Here is a 23,382-nt window from a genome sequence, read left to right on the forward strand (position 1 = left end):
TGTAACAAATGAGATTGAAAGTTACAAGAACTGAGCAACAAGCACTTAGATTGTTGCGTTAGAAGCTGCGATTCAAGACTAAGTACAGCAAGGATTTGTGGGATTCCAAATTTTACAAAGTGGCCATAAGTGTCCAAACAAATAAATAGCATTAAAAAATACTCAATGAGGGACCGAAAATATCGGAGCTTGTTGGGTATTTTTTATTTATAGTAAGTCGAATAATTCACTCGCTTGTTCTTTGGCAACATTAGAGTAAGTATTAAGTGTTTCACGTATTGTAGCATGTCCTAACTGCTCCTGAATGACCTTAAAATATTGACTCCTTTGAACAATATGTAAGAAGCAAATGTATGTCGTAATCCATGAAACGAAATGGATGGTAAGTTGTATTGAAGGACAATCTCTTTCCACTGGTTACTCATACGATCAGGATGATTATGAAAACCGTTTTCCTTTGTGAACATCAAATAAATTGACTTTCTATCCTTATCTAAAATTGGGTTGAACTTATCTCCAAGTTTGGATAACTTCTTTTGTTTTAGCTCAATGTAAGCTTGTAACTCGTTCATAAGGCTTTCAGGAGAGTATACAAGGCGATTTTCACCTGTTTTTGTGGAATCCAAGAAGAATCGAATCGCTATTGCTCCTTATAATACTGTAATGTTCTATCAACATAGATAGTAATGTTTTCAAAATCAAAGGATTCGAAGCGGCAGCGAAACATAAGTAAAAATGTGTCATTGATTAAAGTGAATGATTATATACACAGGATTTCATGCAGAAACTAAGGTCTTAACGATAGTGGATAGGGGCTAAGGTGTGATTACACTAATCAATTTTTATGGAAGCATAAATTGTTGATGCCTGTTCTAACAGCGCTCAAAGGGGACTTCATGAGAGCCATGCTTGAGACAGTAGAAGAAAGGGACTTGCATATATCAAGTTCAATCATAAATGCATGGCCTATTTTTTATTCCACTCGTATGGTATATTTGCCCAATCGACAAATATACCAATAAAGAAATATAAAATTGAAATTCCTATAATCTGTCCTAATTTAATGCCATCAAGAAATAACCATTGAGATATAATACATATTATGAAAAAAATAAGCGAAGATTGTATATTTTTCTTTAGTATTTTTACCATAGTCAACCCCCTTGAATAATAAATCTCCATTTCTGCTTATTGAAGAAACTTGTCTTTTAGTTGAATAACTGAATAATCAGTTGTTTGATATAGTGTAAGATATTCCTAAATATAGGTATGGAGAAGTGTAAGCATTTGGAAAGTCAGTTAATGCTCTAATAAAAGTGTTTAGAGCAAGTGTAGAGCCTGTGAGGGCATAACAAAAAGACTTGCGTGTGAAGAGATTAAATCGTACATACAAGTCCTATCTTGATGACGATGTAAGAATAAGTTATTGTATCGGAAATAATATTTTAGAAAATATATCTGTATTTTATAATTCTCTTAATTTCTCTTCAAGTAACTTTACACGTTGTTTTAATATATTTATTTCGTTTTCTAACTCATTATTCTTAAATACTTTTGGCTTAATTGTTTTTTTGTATAAGTAATAAAAACTAAAATACGCTATTAAGAAAAAAAACAGGGGTATTGCAAATGCAATCAAGATACCTAATAAAGTTTCCCACATAATTAATATTTATCTCCTTTATCCTAAATACGTAAATTTTACAACTTTCTTTTTTTACATGTATTTTTATTTTACCAACACATGTTCAGGATTTATATAATCCTTCTCTGCTTTGTCGAATAATGTTTTAAAAAGTGCTTCAACTTCTCCAAATGCTTTAATTTCAAATTCAATTCACAATAGCAAGTATAACATAGTGGTTTTTTTATGGGAGAGAAATGGGAAATGTGTAACAAAGGAGATTGACCGTTACCGCAGGCGATACACACGATAGCGGTTGCGATTACATTATATGACCGTTAAGGAAACTGTAAATTGGAAGTGGAATGGGAAGAATCTTGATAATGAGAAGAAGCAACTCAAAGCGAGAGCTACAAAACAGCATTGAGAGGAATCGAGTTAAAGTGGATGATTGGTCACATGGATTGTTCTAAAGTCGATTGAAGAAGCTAAAAAAAGGGCTTGCATGTAATTTTACGCACAAGTCCTTTCACTTTTTTTAGTGGTCATAATACTAGTGATAATCGAGAAAATCGTAAAAATAATCACCCAAAAGAAGAATGTTTCACCAAATGTTGTAAACGTTAGTATTGTTAATACGCTAAATACTATTAATGGTGCGATGAACCATTTTTTAAAAAACATATAACTTATTGATGAAACAGTATGAACTATAATAGGTAAAATTAAAAATACAATTAGAAATTCCATACTCCCCTCCTAAAACTAACTTGAAATTTTTTTTATATATTGAAATTGTAACACAGGGAATTAATGGTTAGTGGTGTGAATATGTAACAAAGAAGATTGACAGTAGCAACCTCTTAGAAGCATTTAATGAGCCTGTAAGCGTTGATAGTGGAACAGGAATCAATTACAGAGGTTGTCTAACTCCCAATACTTAGACTAATAACCTATAAAAGGATAACACAATTGAAAAATGTTTTACATTGTGGATTGATTTGATTACTTCACATTATGCCAAAAATGTTAAGCAATTGGAAACAAAAGAAGAGCACAAATTGTGCTCTCCGATTACTAACGACGATGTTCTACAAGGTCAATTGCACCCAACACGATGTGCGCTAAACCGAACCCGAATACAGTGTGTGCAATCATGTTATTAGAATTGCTTTTTTGCTTTAGTGCAATTCCAGCCACAGTAACAGCAGAACCTAGAATAGTTGGGATTAAACCTTCACGAATGTTGTTCATAAAAAATCCCTCCGTCGAAGTTATTTGGTGTTATCACACCATTATTACTATTTGCTAATAAGCATGATGCTATACTTGCGAAAGATATTGTTTAAAATGTCCATTTATATGTAAATTTCACCATGATAATTGAATGCTAACTTCAAGGGATAATTAGAATAAAATACATCCACATTGCTCACGCTAAGCTAATTATATTTAAAGGGGGATGAATGGATGTACAAGCGTTTATCAGATCACAATGGTGTATTTAGATTACCACCAATACAACGGAAGAGTGACAAAGAATTGGATATGGCTATCGCTGACCTTGAAAAAAGGGGATTTCGTTTAGTGAGACGAGGTACTCAAAAAGAACAAGCATTAACACTTAATTGTTATAAAAATTGTACAACATTCAATAAAGTTTGGGCTGTTATGGAAAAATTAATGCAATAAAAGTTTTTAATAAATTTCAAAAGCAAAAAGCCGCAGTGACAAAAGCTACGACTCCTCTTGCTTTAATTTAGGTGACGCTTAATTATAACAAAACTGAACAATTAAGTTTTCAAGCTGCTGTTATTAATCGTACATTCAATAAATAAGGGCAAGCCCATTTCATTCTTGGTCATAAAAAGTGGGTAATTTTGTTTGACAAAATACGTTTTGGTATAATAAGATTTAATGATATCAAAATGGTTTATGATTAGTTTTTTCAGGAGGTAACACGGAATGGATAAGCAAGGACAAGAAATGTTTTTAAATTTTATTTTACAAAGAGTTCAAGAGGGCAAGGAAGATGAAGCAAAAGAAATACTTGCTGAAAACTTTAAGAAACAAGATGAAGGAACTTTCACAAAAGCTGATATTGAACAGTTTATCCCTAAGATGATAAATATATTAAAGCCTGAAAAAATAGAAGAAGTACAGGCAGTTGCAAAGCAGTTTTCTAAAACCGTTTAACTATCTCTCATATAAAACGAAAAAGCCCAGGTACTCATTAATTTTGCCCGGTCTTTTTTATTTGATTTTTCTCGTATCATCTTATTTAAGTCTAAAGAAGGGGGAAAAATAGTATAAATTTATAAACATTTAAATTATCCGATTTTCATAATATCAATACATTAAGAGGTGGATCCTCTTTATGGTACTAAGTGTCGTTGAACAAAATAAATGCTATTTTAAAAAGGTTTTTTTATGAATGAGTTTATGAAATTAATACTACAAAAAATATAAAAAGAGTATTATTTTTACTTTAAGAAAAGTAATACTCTTACTTACACATGGGACAAAATCGACTCCTCAATGGGCATCATTAATTATTTGTACCGGGTATAAAGTGCCATCATAAAAATAGAGATTATATCAACGCCTTATTCAACTAAAGCACCCTATAAGTATACAGCTAGGTGTAAAGCAACTGGATTTTTATTTAAAGATGGACGGGTAAATAAATCTCTACTTCTTCTTCGCTATTTTCTATTGGATGATAGGTCTCAACAATATGAGATTCTAAATCCCTTTTATAACCCTGATCATCTGCCCATTTTAATAATTGGTCATGTAAGTTATCAATATTATTTATTTTCCCCCTAGTCGTAATATAGGTTTGAGAAATTTCGATATAATCCATCCCAACTGGAACTTCTTTTATAGACTCATTAACAATTACTCCTACATAATAGTGACCTTCCAAGTGGTTAGCATCTCTTTTAGGTTCGAAAAGAGCTATTTCAATACCCGAATGATTTTCAATTTTATCTAAACGAGTTAGAAATTGCTTGGCAAGTTTAGGAACTTCAGTACCAAAATTAACAAAAGCTCCAACTCCTTTTATGCCTATAACTTTAAAAACTTTTTTAACCTTTTTACAATCCATCATTATCCCCTCCAAAGACTTTTATAATCACTTATATTCCAATTCTCTTTTAACTAATTGAACTCCTTCACAATAATGCTTCAAAAAAATTTACCCACTTTATAGACTTTAGACCCTTATATTTCTTCCTATTATCGCAATAATACCCAATTTGAAAATATATTCATCTGGGTTTGTTTTTCGCGTGACGACGTACTCAGACAAAGATTATTATCTTAAAGAAGGTAGCTTTATTAAAAATGCATGCACGCTTTAAACGTACATACAATCATTTTTTTTGAACAAAATAAAATATGTAACGAAATTGCCTGTTGTTTTTTAACTTGCTAAATATACCTTTCATTCAGTAGGTTTTGAGGCAAAGGTGCGCCTTATTAATAGGACAATTAGTAATCAATCACATGAAGAAATATGAGAAACCCTACAAATTCGTTAACGGCATTTGGCAGTTGGTCGAATCGATGGGTGTTCATCTAGTAGAATATACGGATGTTACGGGGGTTAGCGATGGAAATGGGCGATTGCTTATTGCTACGTCTAAAGGTGATTTCCAAGCGGATAAAGTTTTATATACGACTGGTTACGAAACGCCACCAGTTGGAAAACGAGTAGGCGCAAACATTAACCGCTCGTATGTCATCGTCACGAAGCCTATTGCTCAATCTCCTATTTGGCATGAAAACGCCCTAATTTGGGAAACAAAAAATCCGTATCTCTATTTACGCACAACGGTAGATAACCGAATCATCGTAGGTGGGCTTGATGAAGAACAAGCGGAAGTCCCTCATTCAGATAAGCTAATTATCAAGCGCTGTGATCAATTGAAAAAACAGGCACAAGCGCTTTTCCCGGACCTTCCGATTGAAATAGAATTTTCATACTGTGCAACGTTTGGCGACTCAATCGATGGTTTACCTTTTATCGGGGAACATCCAACAAAAAAGAATCATTATTATTTGCTTGGCTATGGAGGTAATGGAACCGTTTGTAGTATGCTCGGTTCAAAAATTTTAGCAGAGCTCATGACCGGCAAAGTGCATCCAGATGCGCATATTGTTCAACCAAAACGTACATCATCACTTATAAAAGATGGGAAAACGGTGATTAATTGAAGAAACCCATAATGTCACTTAATCATTAGCTCGAAATGTAACAAATTTGTACCTTTTCGATATTCACGAGGAACAGCCGACTAACTGATTTTTATTCGGGTAGTCGGCTCTTTTGCACGCTCGTAACTTCAACCATCATTCGATTTCTTAGCCTCTTCAGGAGTATTTCAAAGAAGTGTTCATCTGTACAAAATTTCCCCTCATGCGCACAAGTCTTATGATTGAGGTTGGATGGTTATTTTTTTGATTGCTGAAAATGGATCATTCAGTCATAAACTGAATAAAATCATTTTTATGAAAAGCATGGAGGACACATGGTTGCTTCTGTTTTTTTTCTAGAAATTTATGTTCTTGTGGGAAATCATTTTCGACGTTCAATCTTATAAAGGGTAATTTTTGTTGGGCTTTTTGCGAACGTATATTTATATTTCTCGCACCTGCAAAGACGATATCTAATTGAAGTTCGCAAAATGCTATTTTTAATATGGCTATTTTTGAAAGTAAATTGTAACCTTCTCCCCAATATTCATAGCCAATCCAACTACCGATATGACAACTATTCTTTGTACGATCAATAAACATTAAAGTCGTGATACCAATTAATTTTCCTTCTTCATTTAAGATTAGACGTGAAACAGTTTTCCCTTCTTTTTCTTCATCTATCATATTTTGATTGAAATTTTTTGTATCTTCAATCGTCTGATTTGGTAACCCAAGTGCATTTTTTACTTCTAAGGCTTGTGATAAGCGGTGAATATCATATGCAAATTGATTATCATGCTTGATTAATTTAATTGTTTTCATATAATTCTTCTCCTATCCATCCTTTATTGAGTGAAAAATCCTTTAATTAAGGAATTATAGCATAATAAATTAGAGAGTGGTTACTGCAACCAAATGAGATTGACTGCTTCCATTCAGGAGAGAAATAAAATTAAAATTATAGTGGAAAAATCACCTCTAACCAGTGATACTGAAAACTTGAATGATTTAATAAACGAAATAATGAAAGGTATCGCACTTTAGAAAAGCATTAGTATGAAGAAAGTGGCAAAAAACTTAATGTATATAACATTATTTTTATTAGTGCATTATTAGACGTATAGTTATAAAATTAGAACACTCTGAATATTCGTCGAAACTCAGAGTGAATTGTACAAATTGGAAATAGGGGGAAGGTTGAATGGCATATAATCGTGTAAAAAACATCATTACGTCTGAAAGACTCATCCTTAGATTATTTCAAACATCTGATGCAGCAAAGGTAACGACCCTTTGCAATAACTATAATATTTATAAAAATACATTATATTTACCATATCCATATAGCCAAAATGATGCGTTATCATGGATAGAAAATCATTACGATAATTATATTCAGGATAATTCCTACGAGTTTGCGGTAACAGATAAGGAAACGAACGAAGTATATGGAGCAATTGCGTTATCGAACAATAAACGTTTTAACCAAGGAGAGCTAGCATATTGGATTGGTGAGCCATATTGGGGAAAAGGCTATGCCACAGAGGCAGCGCAATTAATTTTACAATTTGCATTTGAAGAAAAGAAAATGCATAAAGTGTTTGCAAGATATTTCTCATCAAACCCTGCGTCAGGAAAAGTTATGGAGAAGATTGGTATGGAAAAAGAAGGGGTTTTAAAAGAGCATATAATAAAAGACGGTAAATATGAGAATTTAGTTTATTACGGAATTATTAATGGCAAAAATTAATACAATAACATTCATTATGAAAAAAGTAGGAGCAAATTTCAAAAGTTTTAAACGCAACTTAATATTATAGGATTCAGCGATTAACCGTGTTTATGAGAGCTAAAATGGCTTCCTTTTCGTTGTACTAGATGGTAGACGTTGAGATTAAAAGAGTGGATGTATGGATGGCAAAATGCTAGAGCAAGGAAGGGGGACTCGTTCTGTGGTGGTTGCTATAGACAGTTCAAGAGGTATTAATAAACGTATGATAATGCGTGGTTTTCGAAATTGTGATAGGGTGTCTTCTATTATATGTGAGTCCTCTAGAATCTCATACAATTGAAGTTATTATCGAAACGATTAAAAAAATGGACACCTCAAAACAGGTGCCCATAAGTTCTTCTTTGTATTATCGAGAATGTAATAAATAAAATTGCGATTTCTTTTTGTTTTTACACGAAAGCGACCCGATTGCTTAAGTACACTATTACACAAAGCTAAATGATGTTTACTTTAATAGATCTTTCTCGATTTCTTTCATAATGCCATATGCTCCGTCCGACTTGTTCGAACAAATTACTGTTTTAATTAATGTATTAGGATAAAACGCAGAATGGAAACTAACACCAGGGTCATAGCCCATTATGTGATATTTCAAAATTTCATTCTCATTTTTCTCAATCCATACGCCATAACCATAAAAGCCATTCCCATCATCACGTGTATTAATATAAGGTGTAAGTAACTGGTGAGTGTTTTCTTCACTTAATAATTGATTATTTATTAGTGCATCCCATAAATTTGCCATATCATTCACGGTTACGAACGCTCCACCATCTGAACCACCTTTTACGGGCAATGAGTAAATATTCGTCTTCCAAGTACCATTAGGGAAATCAATATACCCAAATGCTGTCCTTTGTGGTAATGAATCGAATTCAAAATAGCCTGAGTCAGCCATCCTGGATTTTTTGAATATTTTTTCCTGAATGTAATCAGCGAATTTAACTTGGCTTGTCTGTTCTATAATTAGTCCAAGTAAAATATATCCCGCATTATTATAATGAAATCTTTCGCCTACTTTTAATTTCATTGATTGATTCTGAAATAATGGTAAGAAATCTTCCAAAGTTCTTATGAGATACATCGGGTTCTTAATCCACAACTCTTCAAAATCATCCATAACTTCCTCATCAAAGTAATCAGGTATTCCAGCTGTATGTGTCAATAGGTGATGAATAGTTATATCCTTATCAAAGTAAGGAAAAGAAATATTAAGACAATCTTTTAACTTTGTATCAAAGGAAAGAAGCCCATCCTCCACAAGTTGACAAATTGCTATAGCTGTAAATAATTTACAACCAGACGCTATTCCAAACCTTGTATCGGAGCTGTTTATTATATCCTCTGAACGATTAGCGTAACCATTACTTTTATTTGTTAATGTTTTTTTAGCATTTTTGACAAGAACTGTTCCTGAAAAGTCATTTTCAATCATAACATCGGTAATGTGATCTTCAATATTGGTTTTCATTGAATCACTCCTCTACTTTTACTCATATGCTTGGTTATTTTAAAAACAAAATAATCAGTTTTTAAATGAAGTGTAACACATTTCCAAATGCAACAGAATAATCAATATTGCGTTATGGTGTAATTTATTAACAAATATTATTTTGTGGTAGTGTGTTTGACTAACAAGGAAGCTGGACTGTTACTACAGGTTATCGATACGGGCACTCCCTTATTCCATACGTATTTTTCTGAAAGTAAAGATAAAGACCATTGCGCTAAAAAAAAACATCCATTATAATCTAAAAAATCAGATTATTTTAGAGGGGAAGTTAACTGAAGGGGGAATAATTATGGTCAATATGTCGCTTTTTATTATTACATGTGTGTTATTAATTATTTTGCCTGGTCCAGATACGGCGATTGTGACGAAAAATACAGTTGTCGGCGGGCGAACAGCGGGTATGCAAACGTTAATCGGCTCGTGTATTGGCTTAGTCATTCATACAGTTGCAGCGGTTGCGGGTTTGTCGGCCATTATTGTGCAATCAGCCGTTGCATTTTCGGTTATAAAATATGTCGGTGCAGCGTATCTTTGCTATTTAGGGATTCGGACGCTAATGAATATGCGTACAAAGAAAAATCAAGTGGATGAAGAAACAGTCGTAGTTGCAAATGGCAGTTCGTTTTTTAAACAAGGATTTATAACGAATGTGACGAATCCGAAAGTTGCGGTATTTTTCCTTACGTTTTTACCGCAATTTTTAGCACCAGGCAGTGAGCCGTTTTGGTCATTTTTATTGATGGGCATCATTTATACGGTGTTGACGTTGCTTTGGTTTATTTTCTATGTATTTTTACTGGGGATTATCCGCAATTTCATGAAACGTCCTGTAACTCAATCAGTCATTGAAGTGCTGACAGGTAGTGTATTAATTGGCTTTGGGATGAAGCTCGCATTGGAAAAATCAAATGGATGACACGGACAGTGACGCTAGTAGTTGTTAAGTTAGCGTTGCTGTTTTTTTTGCGGTCAAACGAACATTCATGCTAATGAATAAAGGCGGTGAGTATTCTTTGAATAGCCTTGCTAAATCTTTACTTGTGGCTATTATGCGGCACAAATGAGGCTGGAACGCATAATCCCGGAAGGTCATATATTAAATGACGACAAAGTAATCGGTGAAGTTTAGGGGGTATGTGTATGTCAGCAATGACTGGGCAACAGTATATTGAACGTATAGATGCGTTGAAGACATATATTTCGATAGACGGAGAGGTTGTGACGGGGAAAGTTTCGGACCATCCAGCATTCAAAGGGGTTATGCAAAGCCAGGCAAAGCTATATGATTTACAACATGGAAATGAGTTAAAAGACGTGATGCAGTATTTGTCCCCAATAAGTGGGGAACAAGTCGGGATGTCGTTTTTACAGCCAATAACGAAGGAAGATTTAGTGAAGCGGAGACATGCGGCACGAGAATGGGCGTTATCGCATCAAGGTTTCATGGGAAGAAGCCCGGATTATATGAATACGACATTAATGGCACTTGCATCAGCAGCGGATTTTTTGAAAGAAAAGTCGAATTGTTTTCCGGAGCATTTACTTCATTTTTATGAATATGCACGTGAACATGATCTGACGATGACCCATACTTTTATCGAGCCACAAGTAAATCGACAAAAGTTCTATTTTGAAGATGAAGAAATAACAATTGCAGCAAAAATCGTCGATAAAACGAGTCAAGGTTTAATCATTAAAGGGGCTAGGTTACTTGCTACTCAAGGTGGGATTACCGATGAGTTACTAGTGATATCGACAAATGGCTATGATGAAGAAAAGAGCTTTTGCTTTTCGATTCCGAGTAATACAGCAGGGTTGAAGTTTCTTTGCAGACAATCGTTTGTCGGAGGAGCGTCCACGTTTGATCATCCATTAAGTGCTCGATTTGAAGAAATGGATGCGATTGTCGTATTTGATAACGTTGTTGTACCTTGGAATCGCGTATTTTACTACGAAAATATTGCGGTAGCTACTCAGTTTATGAATGTAAGTGGATTTCAAGCGTTTACCTTACATCAAGTATTGTCGCGGCAAATTGCCAAGACAGAATTTGTGTTAGGGGTTGTGCAATCGATTGTCGATACGATTCATATTGGCGATTATCAGCATGTACAGCAAAAAGTAGTCGAGGTGATTGTTGCTTTAGAAACGATGAAGGCGTTTCAGCTAAAGTCAGAGGAAGAAGCAAAGCGAGATGGCTTCGGCTATTTGAGACCAGATCATCCGACACTGCAAGTAGCGATCCAAGTTTTTCCTAAGGTTTATCCGACTTTTACGGAAATAATTCAATTGCTTGGTGCAAGTGGTTTAATGTCAATCCCAACTGAAAAGGCATTTCATGCAGATACAGGTGATTTAGAGCAGTATTTACAGTCTGCTCTTGATGGTGGAGAGGAGCGGGTGAAAAAATTTAGACTCGCTTGGGATTTAACGATGAGTAGCTTCGGTACACGACAAACACTTTATGAACGTTTTTTCTTCGGGGATCCAGTGCGCTTATCGAGTATCCTATATCATTCGTATGACAGAGAGCACCTTGTGAAGCGGATAGAAGATTTTTTACGAAAGTCCTAGCGAGTTTTGTTTATGATAAATACAAGGAATAGTTTGTGAAATCGTAATGATTTTTGCAAACTTTTTTTGTGGCTATCCATCAAACTGCAACTCCTATTTAAAGCTGATTATAAAGAATAGTTTGCTGTGGAGTTAAATTTAGATAGTCCCAAAATCGAGTAGGTGGTAAAATAAGGTATTAATGAAGTGCCTTTTTACGAAAGAATTATTATTCGAGGTGACTACAATGAATATTCGAAAAGCAACGCTGCAAGACGCACAAGGAATTGCAAAAGTACATGTAGATAGCTGGCGTACTACATACAAAGGAATATTGCCGCAATTTTTTTTAGATAACCTTTCGTATGATAATCGGGAAGTGTTATGGAAAAAAAATATTGCCGTTGAGAAGAATGTCGTATTGGTTGCAGAAAATGTACAAGGTGAGATTATCGGTTTTGCAGATGGTTCCACAAGGGAGACGAATTTAGTAGCAAATGCAAGTGACCTAACTACGATTTATTTATTAGAACAGTATCAAGGGCAGGGGATTGGCAAAAAGCTATTGAAAGAAATGATGGAATCCTTCAAGGAGAGACAGTTTCAAACCATTTACGTAGACGTTTTAGCCGATAATAAAACGCGCTACTTTTATGAAAATTATGGTGCAGAGTATGTGAAGTCAGTCCAATTAACCATTGGTGGGAAGGTGGTTGAAGAAGCTGTTTATGTTTGGAAAGATATAGATGCCGCAATAGAAAAGCTAAGTTAACAAACGATAGAAATGGGGAATTTTCATGCAATGGGAACAACAGCTAATTGAAACAGCGCGTGGGACGTTTGAAATATTTAAAACGGGACAAGGACAGCCGATTTGTGTGACGCATTTATATAGCGAGTTTAACGAAAGAGGAAGTCGTTTTGCAAGTATGTTTGCGGATTATTGCACAGTGTATTTAGTCAATTTGCGCGGCTGTGGGCATTCGACAAATGACACATCTATATACAATTTTAGTATGCAAGATAGCGTGGCAGACTTAGAAGCGATTCGGCAGAAGTTAGGCTTCGAAAATTGGGGATTTGCAGGAAATTCGACAGGGGGCATGTTAGCGCTAACGTATGCGATACATGCACCTCAAAGCTTACAATACATCGTGGCGGGTGGCCTTTGTGCATCATCGGATTATATGCGCCATCCAGCAAGTATTTATTGTAAAGAAAATCCCAACAACAAGCGAATTCTCGAAATTATTGAAATGCTCGGCAATCCAAATTCGAAATTAGAGCAAAGACAGGCTGGAAATAAAGAATGGTCGTTAATGTCGCTATATAAAGAAGAAAGCTTTGACAATATGATCAGCCGTCCAAGCAGCGGCAAGACGGTATCGAAGCGATTAGATTACTTTTCTTATGTAGAATTACCTCATTTCGATTTGCGTCCACAATTACCGAATACTATGGTGAAATCATATATATTTGGAGGCAAATATGATGCACAATGTCCGCATGACTTTGCTGTGGAGGCGGCTAACTTAATTCCTCATGCAACTTTGACAACATTTGAGCAAAGTAATCATTATCCATTTATAGAAGAAGAGCAGGAGTTTGAAAGCTTTGTTGATGCTATCTTTATTGAAGAAACGACCGGGTGAGAAGCAGATTTAGTCCATTTTGCTGACCGGCTTTGTACTAGTTGAAAGAGGTTTAATCGTGAATCAGAAATTGAGGTTTATCGGTCTCTTGCTATTGCCCTTATTATTGTATGTAGTAGGTTTTATAGTTTACTTTTCTGATAATACAAATAGTTTTGTGTTTCTTTTGCAGATAATGATTGGATTAACTTTATCTGTCGTTTTCGTTATTCTATATAAAAAACAGCAAAATATTTTCTTAGAATTGTTCATCCCCCCTGTTGTTACTCTTGTACGAAATGCGACTAATAGTATTGGCAAGAGCTATAAGGAACCTATCGAGGTTTTCGAAAATACTGGTATCCATGTGATGGTAGTTCATTTGACAGATGTGCCATATATAATTGACCCTGATTATATGATCAAGTCTTAGGAACACACACAGCATAGTGAAATCCTTGAAAATGTGCTGATAGGAGTGTGTAAATGGCAGGTTCGTTCCTGGTTATTTTATCTAAAATTAAGCAGACGTAATACTATGTAACATTAGGTAAAAGTACTTGTACATGAAATTTTATTGGAGAACATTTGTGGGAAAATGTCACACATTCAATAGAAATGCACTTTACTAAAAGCAAAATTATTAGTAATGTAATTAGCCAGTTAATAGCAATAAGAAAGGATTGTGGATATGATTTCAAGAAAGTTTAACTTATTGATTCCATTGATTTTATTAGTTTTGAATACTATTTTCCTTTCATTTCTGATTGAAAATATAATAGATGCCTCTGAACCCCATTATGGAGGAGGTTGGGAGCTTTCAACACCTATATTTGGTTTAATCTCCTTAATATACATTAAAAAATTTACTGAAAAGAAATCCAGTGCTTTGGTACGGATTTTGCAGGGATTAAATTGGATTTTTATTATTTTTCCAGTAGTTTATTTCCTTTCCGGGGTTTTTATTATGATTAATTATTGAAAAAATGAGGGCATTTCATCAATAAGAGACTACTATAAAGTTGGATTGAGTTTGGAACAAAGGACGGGGGAATGCTGGAAATTAGAAGAGATTCTTCAAAGAGGAGTAAGTTTATTGGCATAGGAATGGTACTTCTAGGGGGTGGGCGGATTATTTACATGGCAGTCGGTTAAGATACAAGTAAGTTCAGCAAATTGAGTCAAAATTGGATTTTGATATTACTGTGGTAGATAGACAATCGACCGATGCATGGGGGGCATCAGCGAAAACGTATCTTGTGAAACCATTGGAAGCGGATAAGGAATACAATGCGGAATACATGTTTACTTGACCAAAGAAAACAAGATTGAACTATGGCCAAAGTTCAAAAATGGAAAAATAATTATACTTTGTTTGGACAGTGATAGTCCCAAAATAAAGAACTCATATATTCCAAGGGGATTGTCAGCCTGAAAAGATAGATGCACAATATATTGATAAAAAAGAAAGTAGAGAACGCAAATGAATATTATTCAGTCCGAAATAAGTTTACCAATAAACTTTGTTCTAAAAAATACATATAAAATAAATAAGATTATTTCTTCTAGTAAGCTGTCAATTGTCTATAAAGGGGAAAATACATATACAGGAAAGGAACTTATTATAAAAGAGTTCTATCCAAGTGAAATTGCTTTACGTGATTTAGATAATATAACAGTGATTAACCGTCTCCCTTCTACAAAGCGAAAATTTGAAGAACTTAAGGGGAATTTTCTGCAAGAGGCTCTAATTTTACAGCAAATAGTTCATAAAAATATTGTTAAGTATGTAGATGATTTTCAAGAAAATGGTTCTTTTTACATTATCACGAAATACTTCGAGGGTATACCTTTAAATCAATATGTAAAAAAATATCAATTAGATAATAGAAATGAGTTGAATAAAAGTATATTTCTCCCTTTAATTGATGCATTGTACTATCTACATAAAAAAGGCATACTTCATCGAGATATTAAACCAAGCAATATAATGATAGATAAAAAGGGAAGACCACAGTTACTTGACTTTGGTTCCGCAATATATTACAAAACATCCACGAATCATAATGTATTTACGACCGCCGGATTTTCTCCACTTGAGCAATATTCCGACAAAACTCAGCAGGGGGTATATACAGATATCTATAGTATAGCTGCAACATTGTATTATTCGCTCACAGATGTTGTACCAATGGATGCACCACAAAGAGTAATTGAGGATAGCCTAAAAGATATAAGGGAATATAATAAAAAAGTGAGTTCAGTAATGTCTAAGACAATCATGTGGAGTCTAGACGTACATGCGAAAAAAAGATGTTTTTCGCTAAAGTTTCTAGTAATGACTATATTGTCGGAAAATATAATCAATAAAATAAAGTATTAGCTTGATGATTATAATACTTTATTTTAAAAAAACAAATCATTGTAATCATTTTACAATTTAATGGCTAAAAAATTTAACAGCTTACGGATGACTAAACATTAATCCGTGAGCTGTTTAACGTTGTAAAATCAATGTTTATACAACTATTTGCACATAATTCGTAAATATAATTAGAATGGTTATTTTGCACTAATTATAGATTAAATTGTTTTAAATGGGAATATATTCTATTGTAAATATTGACAATTATATTGTGTGTTGTATAGTTACATGTGTACAGATTGTTATTAGTCTAGAATCAAATATTGCCTAAACCTCTCTGAATATTGTTTGAAAGTCGATGTATTAGTACGGCGACATTTGTCGAGCGTGGGAATATAAAGAGTTTCTGTACCTATTAATACCATTTAATTACTTTATAGTCTTAAAATGGTTTTAGTTAATATTGGATTTGTAGCTAAAAACGTTATTACGAATGATTATGTTTTATAAAAATTATTTTTAATCTAAATTAGTTATTAAAGGAGGGATGGCTGTAGGATTTTACAGCCGATTAAATGGAGATTATCAATCAAACAAACAGAACAATGCTCTTTGAGGAAATTAATCCTGAAAAGCTGGATTTAATTACGCTTGTTGGGGATGTAAAAGGAATTGACAGTCTTAGTGATGAGAAGATAAAAGAAATTAATCAATATCTTCTTGTGAAAAGCTTCGACGAATTTTTAGATAAGTTTTCTCCAACAGTCTATTCATTCTACAATGCAACGAATCAAAAAGTGATGTATACACTAAAGAAACCAGAAGGAATTCAAGAGGATTGCATTTCAGAAATTGCTATAGATCAAAATAATGATTTTTTAAACATGTTATTCACATTAATTGATACGAAAAGAAGTCAAGGTATTGCTAATGTAGACTTTAAATTTGAAAATCTTTTAGATATGATTTCACCTAAAAAAGTGATGGATGATATTCGACAAGTACGAAAAGAAATCCACTATTTATATGGGGAATATGACAAGTTAGAAGAAGGAGATCCTAAAAAGCTGGATACAGGAGATAAGCTAAATTTAATGTTTGAAGTAGCAAGCAGAAACTATAATAACGTCATGGCGATGCTACCATTAGCTATTGAAGATATAAAAACGAGGCTTCTACTAGGTGCTAATCAGCAAGAAGATGATTCTGAAAAGTTACAAATAGGGACACTTACTATCGGTGAAACGGGCGAATTAAAGATCATCGAAGCACCACAAAATAATAATTCTGAACTAATGGTTATTGAAGAAAATAGTAATTATGGTTTAAGTACGGTCTTTGAAGAAGATTATGAATCTATTACAGAATCTCCATCTTCATATGTGAAAGATTTAGTAATTAGAACTTTCTCTCCATTACCAACAGTGATAGCGGACTTTGACGTCGAAACAGAGGTTCAGAATTACAATACATACTTAGAATTCTATAAAGATGCAAAAGATGAATTTGTAAAGACAGTAAAACCTTTGGTTGAAAAACTATTGGGAGTAAAAATGTATTTTGATCAGTATGCTACCAAAAATAGAGGGATGCAGCCTTCTCTGCTTGTAACGAATACAAAATTGGACATGCTTGTTAAAAGTAATAACTTGCTGAGACTGAGTACGTACCTAAATACTGTAAACTCCAAAAATGATTTTACAGACACTGTTTGGTATGGCATTGTTCCGGCACTTGAATTAGAAGCATCCGGTAATTTAAAAGTAACTAGATCTCGTTTTAAAGGTAATGAAAAAGTTTCAAAACAAGAAGGCAATACAATGGAATCTTTGTCTCTGCTACTGGATGCCATAAAAGAGTTTAAAATCCAAGTATTCTTTAACTTCATGGCGGAAGAAGAAACAACTTTTAACGGTATAGCAACAGCAGGTATAGATCGTCTTATTGATAAGTGTACTCCTCTATTAAGAAAGGAATACAGTGAATTTGCAATTCCATGTCTCCCTAATTTTACTATTATTCCGAAAGACAAGTCTGGAGTTATCATTGACACTAGAATGCAAACAACCGAAAATGGGGCAAGACTTTCTAAAGAAAAAGAGGATATTTTAAAATTATGGATTGAAGGCGTATATGTCGGAGCTAGTTATGTAGCAGCAGGAATTGTTTCTGCTTATCAATGCCCTGAGTATTTAAAAGAATCATTCCGCAATGTGAAGAAGACTTATCCAGGAGTACGTTTTGATATTGAAGCGGGAGATAACTCACTTAGAGCCGTGACAACAATGGCAAAAGAGATTTCTGGGTTTACGAATAACATTAAAGATGCAATTAACAATAAAAGTTTCGGTTTTGTTTTTTCTTCAGAAAATGCACAGCTGCAAGATAAAGACATTAAGCGTATAACAGTGTATAAAGCGAGAAGCTTAGCGATGGAGGAAGATGGATTCGATTCAATCTACAAAACTCAAGTGAGCACATATATTGAGAGAATTCTTAGATTTCAATCAGGTGATTTTAAACATGAAAATATTGTTCGATTCTTCAGTAATAACCCGAGTAGCCAAAAAAGTAAGTGGTTGAATGATAAGGGATATGTAAATTCTGTGATTCAAGATGGAGACGATATCGGCTACATTATTGATGAAAAGACAAGTCTATGCCAAATAGACTTAGTGTTTAATGGAAATGTGAAGAACCTTGAAGTCATGATTACAAAAGGAACAAGTGCTGTTAAGGCCTAGAGATTCCCACCTGTAATTATATTAATTAATCACATTATTGGATGTGTGTTTAAGATTTATTACCAAATAAATCTTTTAACATAAATATGGATTTATTTCTAAATTTAAAATGGTAGAAATTACGTATTTCTCAATTTTGCTACTTCTCATCAAATAAATTATTGAGAAATCAAGGCATCAAAATGGGAAATCTAACTTTATCAAAGGGAATTTGGGGATGATTCAAAAACATAAAATTAGGAGGAAATAGAAATGGGCTTTGTTTTAAAAATAGAAGGTTCTGAAGCAATTGAATTAGGTTTAGAAAGTATTATGACAGTTGAGTATGAAACAGATACTCCGAATGACTCTAATGCTCGATCTACAGATGTTGGAGCAACTTTAAAAGTGAAAGGAAAAATCCTTACTGCAACAGATGGCGATAATTCAGATGATACGATGAAGTTGGGATTATGGTCTTTAGTACCTGCTGAAAAGGCTGACTGTTATCGTAAAGTAACATTAGAAGTCATTGCAGCCGACCAAGTTGTCAGAAAAATTAGTTTTCCAAATGCGTTTGTGGTCGATTATTCAGAAAAATTTGGAGACACTGAGGGCATCGGAGAGTTCTTCATTTTTATTAAACAGAAGAAAGATAAGACTGACTTAGCGAAAATTGAAGGCGGCTACGCAGTCTAAAACTATGCTTTGATATTTGCACATCAAATAATCTAAGGGACTATATAGTTCCTTAGATTATTTTGAATAATCTTATTTAATGGGAATGAAAAATAATGAAAAATTACTATGAAACTCTGGGAATTAGTAAGAATGCAACTCAAGATCAAATAAAAGCTGCATATAGAAAATTGTCTAAAAAGCATCATCCAGATGTTAATGGAGGAAGTAAGGAATCAGAAAGGATTTTTTTGGAAGGTCAAGAAGCCTATAAAGTTTTGAAAGATGCTATTTCTAGAAAAGATTATGATACCCGACTTGAAAAAGCTGCACAAAGTAAGTCTAACTTAGATGAAAGAACTAACGGAAATAGCAGGGAACAATCTACTGTAAAAAAGCAAGAATTTAACATGAATAATATCGAAAAAAACTTTGAACATTTTTTTGGTTTTAATCCAAAAACAAAAGAAATGTCTACTTTAAATAATCAACCAAAAAAGAAAAATCCAATCGATACAACAGATTTATTTGAGCGTTTTTTTAAAAAATAAGAGTTTATCTAATAAAGTGTTATTCAGTATACATACAGAAATAAGAAAGGAGCCGAGCTGATGTCTGGAACAAATAACTCTATTGACACACAAATACATGAGAGAAGTAGAGATATACAAATAGCTATAATAATCATAGACGCCATAATTGTAATAATTATTCTATTTATGATTGTATTTGTTTTGAAACAAGACACTCTTTTGAAAATTATGGTTGGATCACTGTTTAGTATAGTAGTAATCGTTTATGGGATACTGAAAATTATAGTTAAAGATAATATAAATGGAGGAATAGGACCAGGTATTAAGAAGCTAGTGCTTCTCAGTCAAGACGGCGAAATTGCAAGAGAATGGGACATACAAGGCAAAACATCATTACTTATTGGTAAAAGTACAACTAATCAAGAGGTAGATATAAACTTGAGTGGTACAGAGTATGAATCCCTAATTAGTAATGAGCATGCGGTTTTAAATTGTGTCTCAGAAGCCTGGTACTTAGAAGATATTGATTCTGTTAATGGAGTTGGTATAAAAAAAGCAGATAAACGAATTAAAAATAGATTAAGACATGAAAGTCCTTATCGCATAAATAATGGAGATACAATTTACATTGCAAATACTCGGATATTGGTGAAATAAGTAAATCTAAAATCGTAACAATAATGGGGGATATAGATAATGAGTTTGATTAGATGTACAAATGGTCATATGTTTAGTTCAAGAAGGCATAGGAACGTATGCCCTTATTGTAATGTAATGGTAGAGCAAGAGTCTAAGTTCAATAAACAATCATTTGTAGGTGTCGAAGAAGATGATAAAACAATGCCATATCTTGGAGAGATAGATGGGGTTAATCCTGTAACAGGCTGGTTAGTTTGTATAGAAGGGCCACAGATGGGACGGGACTACAGAATTTTATCCGAAAAGAATTTTATTGGAAGAGCAGAGGAAATGCATATTCGAATTATCGGGGACAACACCATTTCAGCAAGAAATCATGCTGTTATTGTTTACGATCCTAAAAAAAGGAATTTCTTTTTACTGCCGGGAGATGCATCGGGCTTAGCTTATCTTAATAATGAAGCTGTTTATACACCTACAGAACTGGCAGCATACGATGTTATACAGTTGGGAAGCAGTATGTTCCTCTTTATTCCTTTATGTGGTGTTCATTTTGAATGGGAAAACAATCAAAGCGAGGAATGATAAGGAAATGGAGCTAAAGCTTGTGCCATACTTAATTGTATTTGTGTGTATCATTGTAATCGTAATTTTATTAATTATTAGAAATATCGTTTCGAATAAAGTAGAAATTCGAAAAATAGAAATAGGGAATGGTCAAACGATTGGGAGACGAGAGGAACAAGATGATTATTTTTCATCAGTCGAATCAAACAATGGAACAATTGCTGTGTTAGCAGATGGAATAAGTGGTTTAGCGAATGGCAGAATGGCAAGTACAGTTGCTGTGACTACATTTATTCAAGAATTTTTGAAACTAAATAAGCTTGAAAATATGGAGTCTTTCTTTAAAAAAACAGCAGTACTAAGTAATAATACAATTGTTCAAAATCTTAACGGCTCCAATGGTGGAACTACACTAGTTGCCGCAGTTATTGATGAACAAGGTTATTTACATTGGGGAGCTGCAGGGGATAGTATCCTCTCTATATTTAGGAATGGTGAGTTTATCGCAGTCAATCAAAAACATATTTTCGAATCTGTACTAAAAGAAAAATATGTTTCAGGAGAAATAACAAAGTTAGAAGTACAAGAAAATCCATTGAAAAAAAGGTTAGTCAATTATTTAGGATATGAAGGTTTTAAAAATTTAGATATAGGCAATAAACCAATCCAATTAAAAAAAGGAGATAAAGTTTGTTTATTTAGCGATGGTGTTTCTGACAGTTTGACTGAAGTTGAAATGGAAATGATATTTACTCAGCATTCTCAACCGTATAATATTGCTCAAAATATTATTAAAGCTGTAGAACAAAAGCGTTTGAAAAATCAAGACAATGCAACCATCGTGATTTTAGAGAAGAAATGGTAACTAAACTGATTCGAGATAAACAACGGGCAATCGTGTAAGGAGGGATATAAATGCGAAAGGAAAATAGCGACTTCAAAACAAGCTTTTTGTCAGAAGCAGGATCTTTTATGCAAAATAAGGATTATTTCGCTTATACAGAGTTAGATGATTTAGCCTGCTGGGTTGTAGTAAAAGGATTAGATTCTGATCAGGAAGTCAATAGTGCAGAGTTGGTGGTAAAAGGTATACTAGAAAAATTTATGGAAAAACCATCTATGTCCAGATGGCAAATAAAAAAGTATATAAAAAACGCTCAAGAATTATTGGAGGCACAAAGCCTAAGAGTGCGATTGAAAGCCAGTATTGTACTAGTTGTATCAGATTATACTAAAATGGTTTTCGCTGTTGTAGGAAATTCACGATTATATCACTTTCGGAATGGACGACTATTTTATAAAAGTAGTGATCAAAGCCTAGCTCAAGAATTAGCAATTGAAATGGATACCTCTATTGATATAAGTCAACATGACGAGCGAAGTAATCTATTGAATTATCTAGGAAAACCAAACAGCTTTCAACCTTTTATTTCAAAGAAGATAAAGCTGACGGATGGAGATGTGCTATTACTTTGTACTTCCGGTGTATGGGAAGAAGTAAGTGACATTGAAATGGGTGATGCTTTAGAGGGTTTAAAAGATCCAGAGCAATATACAAATTTACTAGAAGAAGTTCTTTTAAGTAGACAAAAGAAAGTGGTTAACAATTATACGATAGCTTCTATTTTTGCAAATAAAGTTTACCAAGAGAATAACAAGAAAAATATGAAATATTTCAAAATGATTATGATAGCGTTAATTTTGATCTTAATTATTGGAGGAAGTGCCTTTTTTTATAAGGCTAAACAAGTTAAAAAAATGACTGAAATTACGGCTGAAATGTTTGAGCATGAGAAGACAGGCAATTTATACTTTCAAGATGGAAATTATGAGGGCGCTTTGTTGGAATATAGTGAAGGAAGAAATGCAGCTAAAAAAGTGAAAAATCCAGTACATAGAAATTTGCTTGCCAAAAAATTGAGAATTACTCAACTTATTTTAAATGGAGATCAAGAAGCCGAAAAAGGGAAATTCTCTGAAGCAATGGAGAAATATGAAAATGCGAAAAAAGAAGGAAAGTTGATTAATAATTTCGGGGAAGAAGAAGTTGAACAAAAAATCGTGAATATGGAAGCGATTGTTCAAATTGTTGAAGCTGTTAAGGATGGCGATTTTAGATTTGATGCAGAAGATTATAATGGTGCACTTGCAAGTTACCAAAAAGCAAGAAAGAAGGCCCTAGCTATTTCGTTTAGTGGAGAAGCAGAAATAAAAGGGAAAATCGAAGAAGCTGAAGCAAAAGTAGCAGAACTAAAGAAGGAACAAAAAGAATTGAAAGCTGAGGGTTTGGAAAAAAATGGAGACCAAAGTTATGCCCGACAAGATTTTATGAAAGCTATTGAAAACTATACACTTGCGCAGGAAATTTATCAGGAGACGGATTTACTCGCTAAGGTGTTAGGTTTAGAGCGTAAGATAATGAATGCAAATGATAAGTTAAACCCAATACCTCAAAGACAAGTAGCAGAAACAGCTGATGATACAGCTGTACCACCTCTAGATGATGAAGAGTCTACTTATGATGATACACAACTGGAGGGAAAATAGAATGCTGAAAG

General features: G+C 33.7%; 25 protein-coding genes. 18 read left to right on the forward strand and 7 right to left on the reverse strand.

Annotated elements, in window-relative coordinates; genetic code table 11:
• Window positions 1–966: 966 nt before the first annotated feature.
• The 4 genes from CSE16_RS08850 to CSE16_RS08865 all read right to left on the reverse strand — a co-directional run bounded on the left by CSE16_RS08850 (window position 967) and on the right by CSE16_RS08865 (window position 2,878).
• Entirely contained in the window at window positions 967–1,152 is a 186-nt protein-coding gene (locus CSE16_RS08850; RefSeq protein WP_099423566.1) for a hypothetical protein, read from the reverse strand.
• 313 nt (window positions 1,153–1,465) lie between these two features.
• Window positions 1,466–1,663 carry a hypothetical protein gene (locus CSE16_RS08855; protein WP_099423567.1) on the reverse strand — a complete coding sequence of 66 codons (198 nt, stop codon included), beginning with the start codon at window positions 1,661–1,663 and terminating at the stop codon, window positions 1,466–1,468.
• A gap of 474 nt (window positions 1,664–2,137) precedes the next feature.
• Window positions 2,138–2,374: a DUF2651 family protein gene (locus CSE16_RS08860; protein ID WP_099423568.1), complete on the reverse strand. Its 237-nt coding sequence runs from the start codon at window positions 2,372–2,374 to the stop codon at window positions 2,138–2,140.
• A 327-nt stretch (window positions 2,375–2,701) separates the two neighbouring features.
• Window positions 2,702–2,878: an asparagine synthase gene (locus CSE16_RS08865; protein WP_099423108.1), complete on the reverse strand. Its 177-nt coding sequence runs from the start codon at window positions 2,876–2,878 to the stop codon at window positions 2,702–2,704.
• Window positions 2,879–3,094: 216 nt separating this feature from the next.
• On the opposite strand from CSE16_RS08865, the gene CSE16_RS08870 reads away from it, so the two are divergent.
• Together CSE16_RS08870 and CSE16_RS08875 are read left to right on the forward strand one after the other, a co-directional pair.
• Window positions 3,095–3,316 (forward strand): hypothetical protein, encoded by a 222-nt coding sequence (locus CSE16_RS08870; RefSeq protein WP_099423569.1) that lies wholly within the window; start codon window positions 3,095–3,097, stop codon window positions 3,314–3,316.
• Window positions 3,317–3,589: 273 nt separating this feature from the next.
• Window positions 3,590–3,820 carry a hypothetical protein gene (locus tag CSE16_RS08875; RefSeq protein WP_099423570.1) on the forward strand — a complete coding sequence of 77 codons (231 nt, stop codon included), beginning with the start codon at window positions 3,590–3,592 and terminating at the stop codon, window positions 3,818–3,820.
• 469 nt (window positions 3,821–4,289) lie between these two features.
• On the opposite strand, the gene CSE16_RS08880 is transcribed toward CSE16_RS08875, so the two are convergent.
• Window positions 4,290–4,736 (reverse strand): GyrI-like domain-containing protein, encoded by a 447-nt coding sequence (locus tag CSE16_RS08880; RefSeq protein ID WP_099423571.1) that lies wholly within the window; start codon window positions 4,734–4,736, stop codon window positions 4,290–4,292.
• 401 nt (window positions 4,737–5,137) lie between these two features.
• On the opposite strand from CSE16_RS08880, the gene CSE16_RS08885 reads away from it, so the two are divergent.
• Window positions 5,138–5,848, forward strand: coding sequence for an NAD(P)/FAD-dependent oxidoreductase (locus CSE16_RS08885; protein ID WP_099423572.1), 711 nt, complete (start codon window positions 5,138–5,140; stop codon window positions 5,846–5,848).
• Window positions 5,849–6,109: 261 nt separating this feature from the next.
• On the opposite strand, the gene CSE16_RS08890 is transcribed toward CSE16_RS08885, so the two are convergent.
• Complete coding sequence (locus tag CSE16_RS08890; RefSeq protein ID WP_099423573.1) at window positions 6,110–6,652, reverse strand: GNAT family N-acetyltransferase; 543 nt, start codon at window positions 6,650–6,652, stop codon at window positions 6,110–6,112.
• A 379-nt stretch (window positions 6,653–7,031) separates the two neighbouring features.
• Here CSE16_RS08890 and CSE16_RS08895 point away from each other — a divergent pair, with 379 nt between their 5' ends.
• A complete protein-coding gene (locus CSE16_RS08895; protein ID WP_099423574.1) occupies window positions 7,032–7,580 on the forward strand; it encodes a GNAT family N-acetyltransferase in 549 nt (182 codons plus the stop codon).
• Between the two features lie 487 nt (window positions 7,581–8,067).
• Here CSE16_RS08895 and CSE16_RS08900 read toward each other — a convergent pair whose 3' ends face one another.
• Window positions 8,068–9,093 (reverse strand): serine hydrolase domain-containing protein, encoded by a 1,026-nt coding sequence (locus CSE16_RS08900; RefSeq protein WP_099423575.1) that lies wholly within the window; start codon window positions 9,091–9,093, stop codon window positions 8,068–8,070.
• A gap of 331 nt (window positions 9,094–9,424) precedes the next feature.
• Here CSE16_RS08900 and CSE16_RS08905 point away from each other — a divergent pair, with 331 nt between their 5' ends.
• The 14 genes from CSE16_RS08905 to CSE16_RS08970 all read left to right on the forward strand — a co-directional run bounded on the left by CSE16_RS08905 (window position 9,425) and on the right by CSE16_RS08970 (window position 23,371).
• On the forward strand, window positions 9,425–10,051 hold the full coding sequence (locus CSE16_RS08905) for a LysE family translocator (protein WP_099423576.1): 627 nt from the start codon (window positions 9,425–9,427) through the stop codon (window positions 10,049–10,051).
• A gap of 224 nt (window positions 10,052–10,275) precedes the next feature.
• Window positions 10,276–11,709, forward strand: coding sequence for a 4-hydroxyphenylacetate 3-monooxygenase, oxygenase component (hpaB, locus tag CSE16_RS08910; protein ID WP_099423577.1), 1,434 nt, complete (start codon window positions 10,276–10,278; stop codon window positions 11,707–11,709).
• A 226-nt stretch (window positions 11,710–11,935) separates the two neighbouring features.
• Window positions 11,936–12,460, forward strand: coding sequence for a GNAT family N-acetyltransferase (locus tag CSE16_RS08915; RefSeq protein WP_099425794.1), 525 nt, complete (start codon window positions 11,936–11,938; stop codon window positions 12,458–12,460).
• Window positions 12,461–12,485: 25 nt separating this feature from the next.
• Window positions 12,486–13,340 (forward strand): alpha/beta fold hydrolase, encoded by an 855-nt coding sequence (locus CSE16_RS08920; RefSeq protein ID WP_099423578.1) that lies wholly within the window; start codon window positions 12,486–12,488, stop codon window positions 13,338–13,340.
• Window positions 13,341–13,398: 58 nt separating this feature from the next.
• On the forward strand, window positions 13,399–13,752 hold the full coding sequence (locus CSE16_RS08925; RefSeq protein ID WP_099423579.1) for a hypothetical protein: 354 nt from the start codon (window positions 13,399–13,401) through the stop codon (window positions 13,750–13,752).
• Window positions 13,753–14,010: 258 nt separating this feature from the next.
• On the forward strand, window positions 14,011–14,301 hold the full coding sequence (locus tag CSE16_RS08930; protein ID WP_099423580.1) for a hypothetical protein: 291 nt from the start codon (window positions 14,011–14,013) through the stop codon (window positions 14,299–14,301).
• 501 nt (window positions 14,302–14,802) lie between these two features.
• Window positions 14,803–15,702: a serine/threonine-protein kinase gene (locus CSE16_RS08935; RefSeq protein ID WP_099423581.1), complete on the forward strand. Its 900-nt coding sequence runs from the start codon at window positions 14,803–14,805 to the stop codon at window positions 15,700–15,702.
• Window positions 15,703–16,259: 557 nt separating this feature from the next.
• Complete coding sequence (locus CSE16_RS08940) at window positions 16,260–18,428, forward strand: transcriptional regulator (protein WP_099423582.1); 2,169 nt, start codon at window positions 16,260–16,262, stop codon at window positions 18,426–18,428.
• Between the two features lie 252 nt (window positions 18,429–18,680).
• Window positions 18,681–19,106 carry a membrane-associated protease 1 gene (locus CSE16_RS08945; protein WP_099423583.1) on the forward strand — a complete coding sequence of 142 codons (426 nt, stop codon included), beginning with the start codon at window positions 18,681–18,683 and terminating at the stop codon, window positions 19,104–19,106.
• Window positions 19,107–19,201: 95 nt separating this feature from the next.
• Window positions 19,202–19,636, forward strand: a complete 435-nt coding sequence (locus tag CSE16_RS22040) for a DnaJ domain-containing protein (RefSeq protein ID WP_099423584.1) — start codon at window positions 19,202–19,204, stop codon at window positions 19,634–19,636.
• Window positions 19,637–19,696: 60 nt separating this feature from the next.
• Window positions 19,697–20,275 carry an FHA domain-containing protein gene (locus CSE16_RS08955; protein ID WP_099423585.1) on the forward strand — a complete coding sequence of 193 codons (579 nt, stop codon included), beginning with the start codon at window positions 19,697–19,699 and terminating at the stop codon, window positions 20,273–20,275.
• Window positions 20,276–20,314: 39 nt separating this feature from the next.
• Entirely contained in the window at window positions 20,315–20,842 is a 528-nt protein-coding gene (locus tag CSE16_RS08960) for an FHA domain-containing protein (RefSeq protein ID WP_099423586.1), read from the forward strand.
• A 7-nt stretch (window positions 20,843–20,849) separates the two neighbouring features.
• Window positions 20,850–21,689, forward strand: coding sequence for a PP2C family protein-serine/threonine phosphatase (locus CSE16_RS08965; RefSeq protein ID WP_099425795.1), 840 nt, complete (start codon window positions 20,850–20,852; stop codon window positions 21,687–21,689).
• A 50-nt stretch (window positions 21,690–21,739) separates the two neighbouring features.
• Window positions 21,740–23,371, forward strand: a complete 1,632-nt coding sequence (locus CSE16_RS08970) for a PP2C family protein-serine/threonine phosphatase (RefSeq protein WP_253896209.1) — start codon at window positions 21,740–21,742, stop codon at window positions 23,369–23,371.
• The last annotated feature ends 11 nt before the right edge of the window (window positions 23,372–23,382 follow it).

Source organism: Solibacillus sp. R5-41 (assembly GCF_002736105.1).
Lineage (GTDB): Bacteria > Bacillota > Bacilli > Bacillales_A > Planococcaceae > Solibacillus.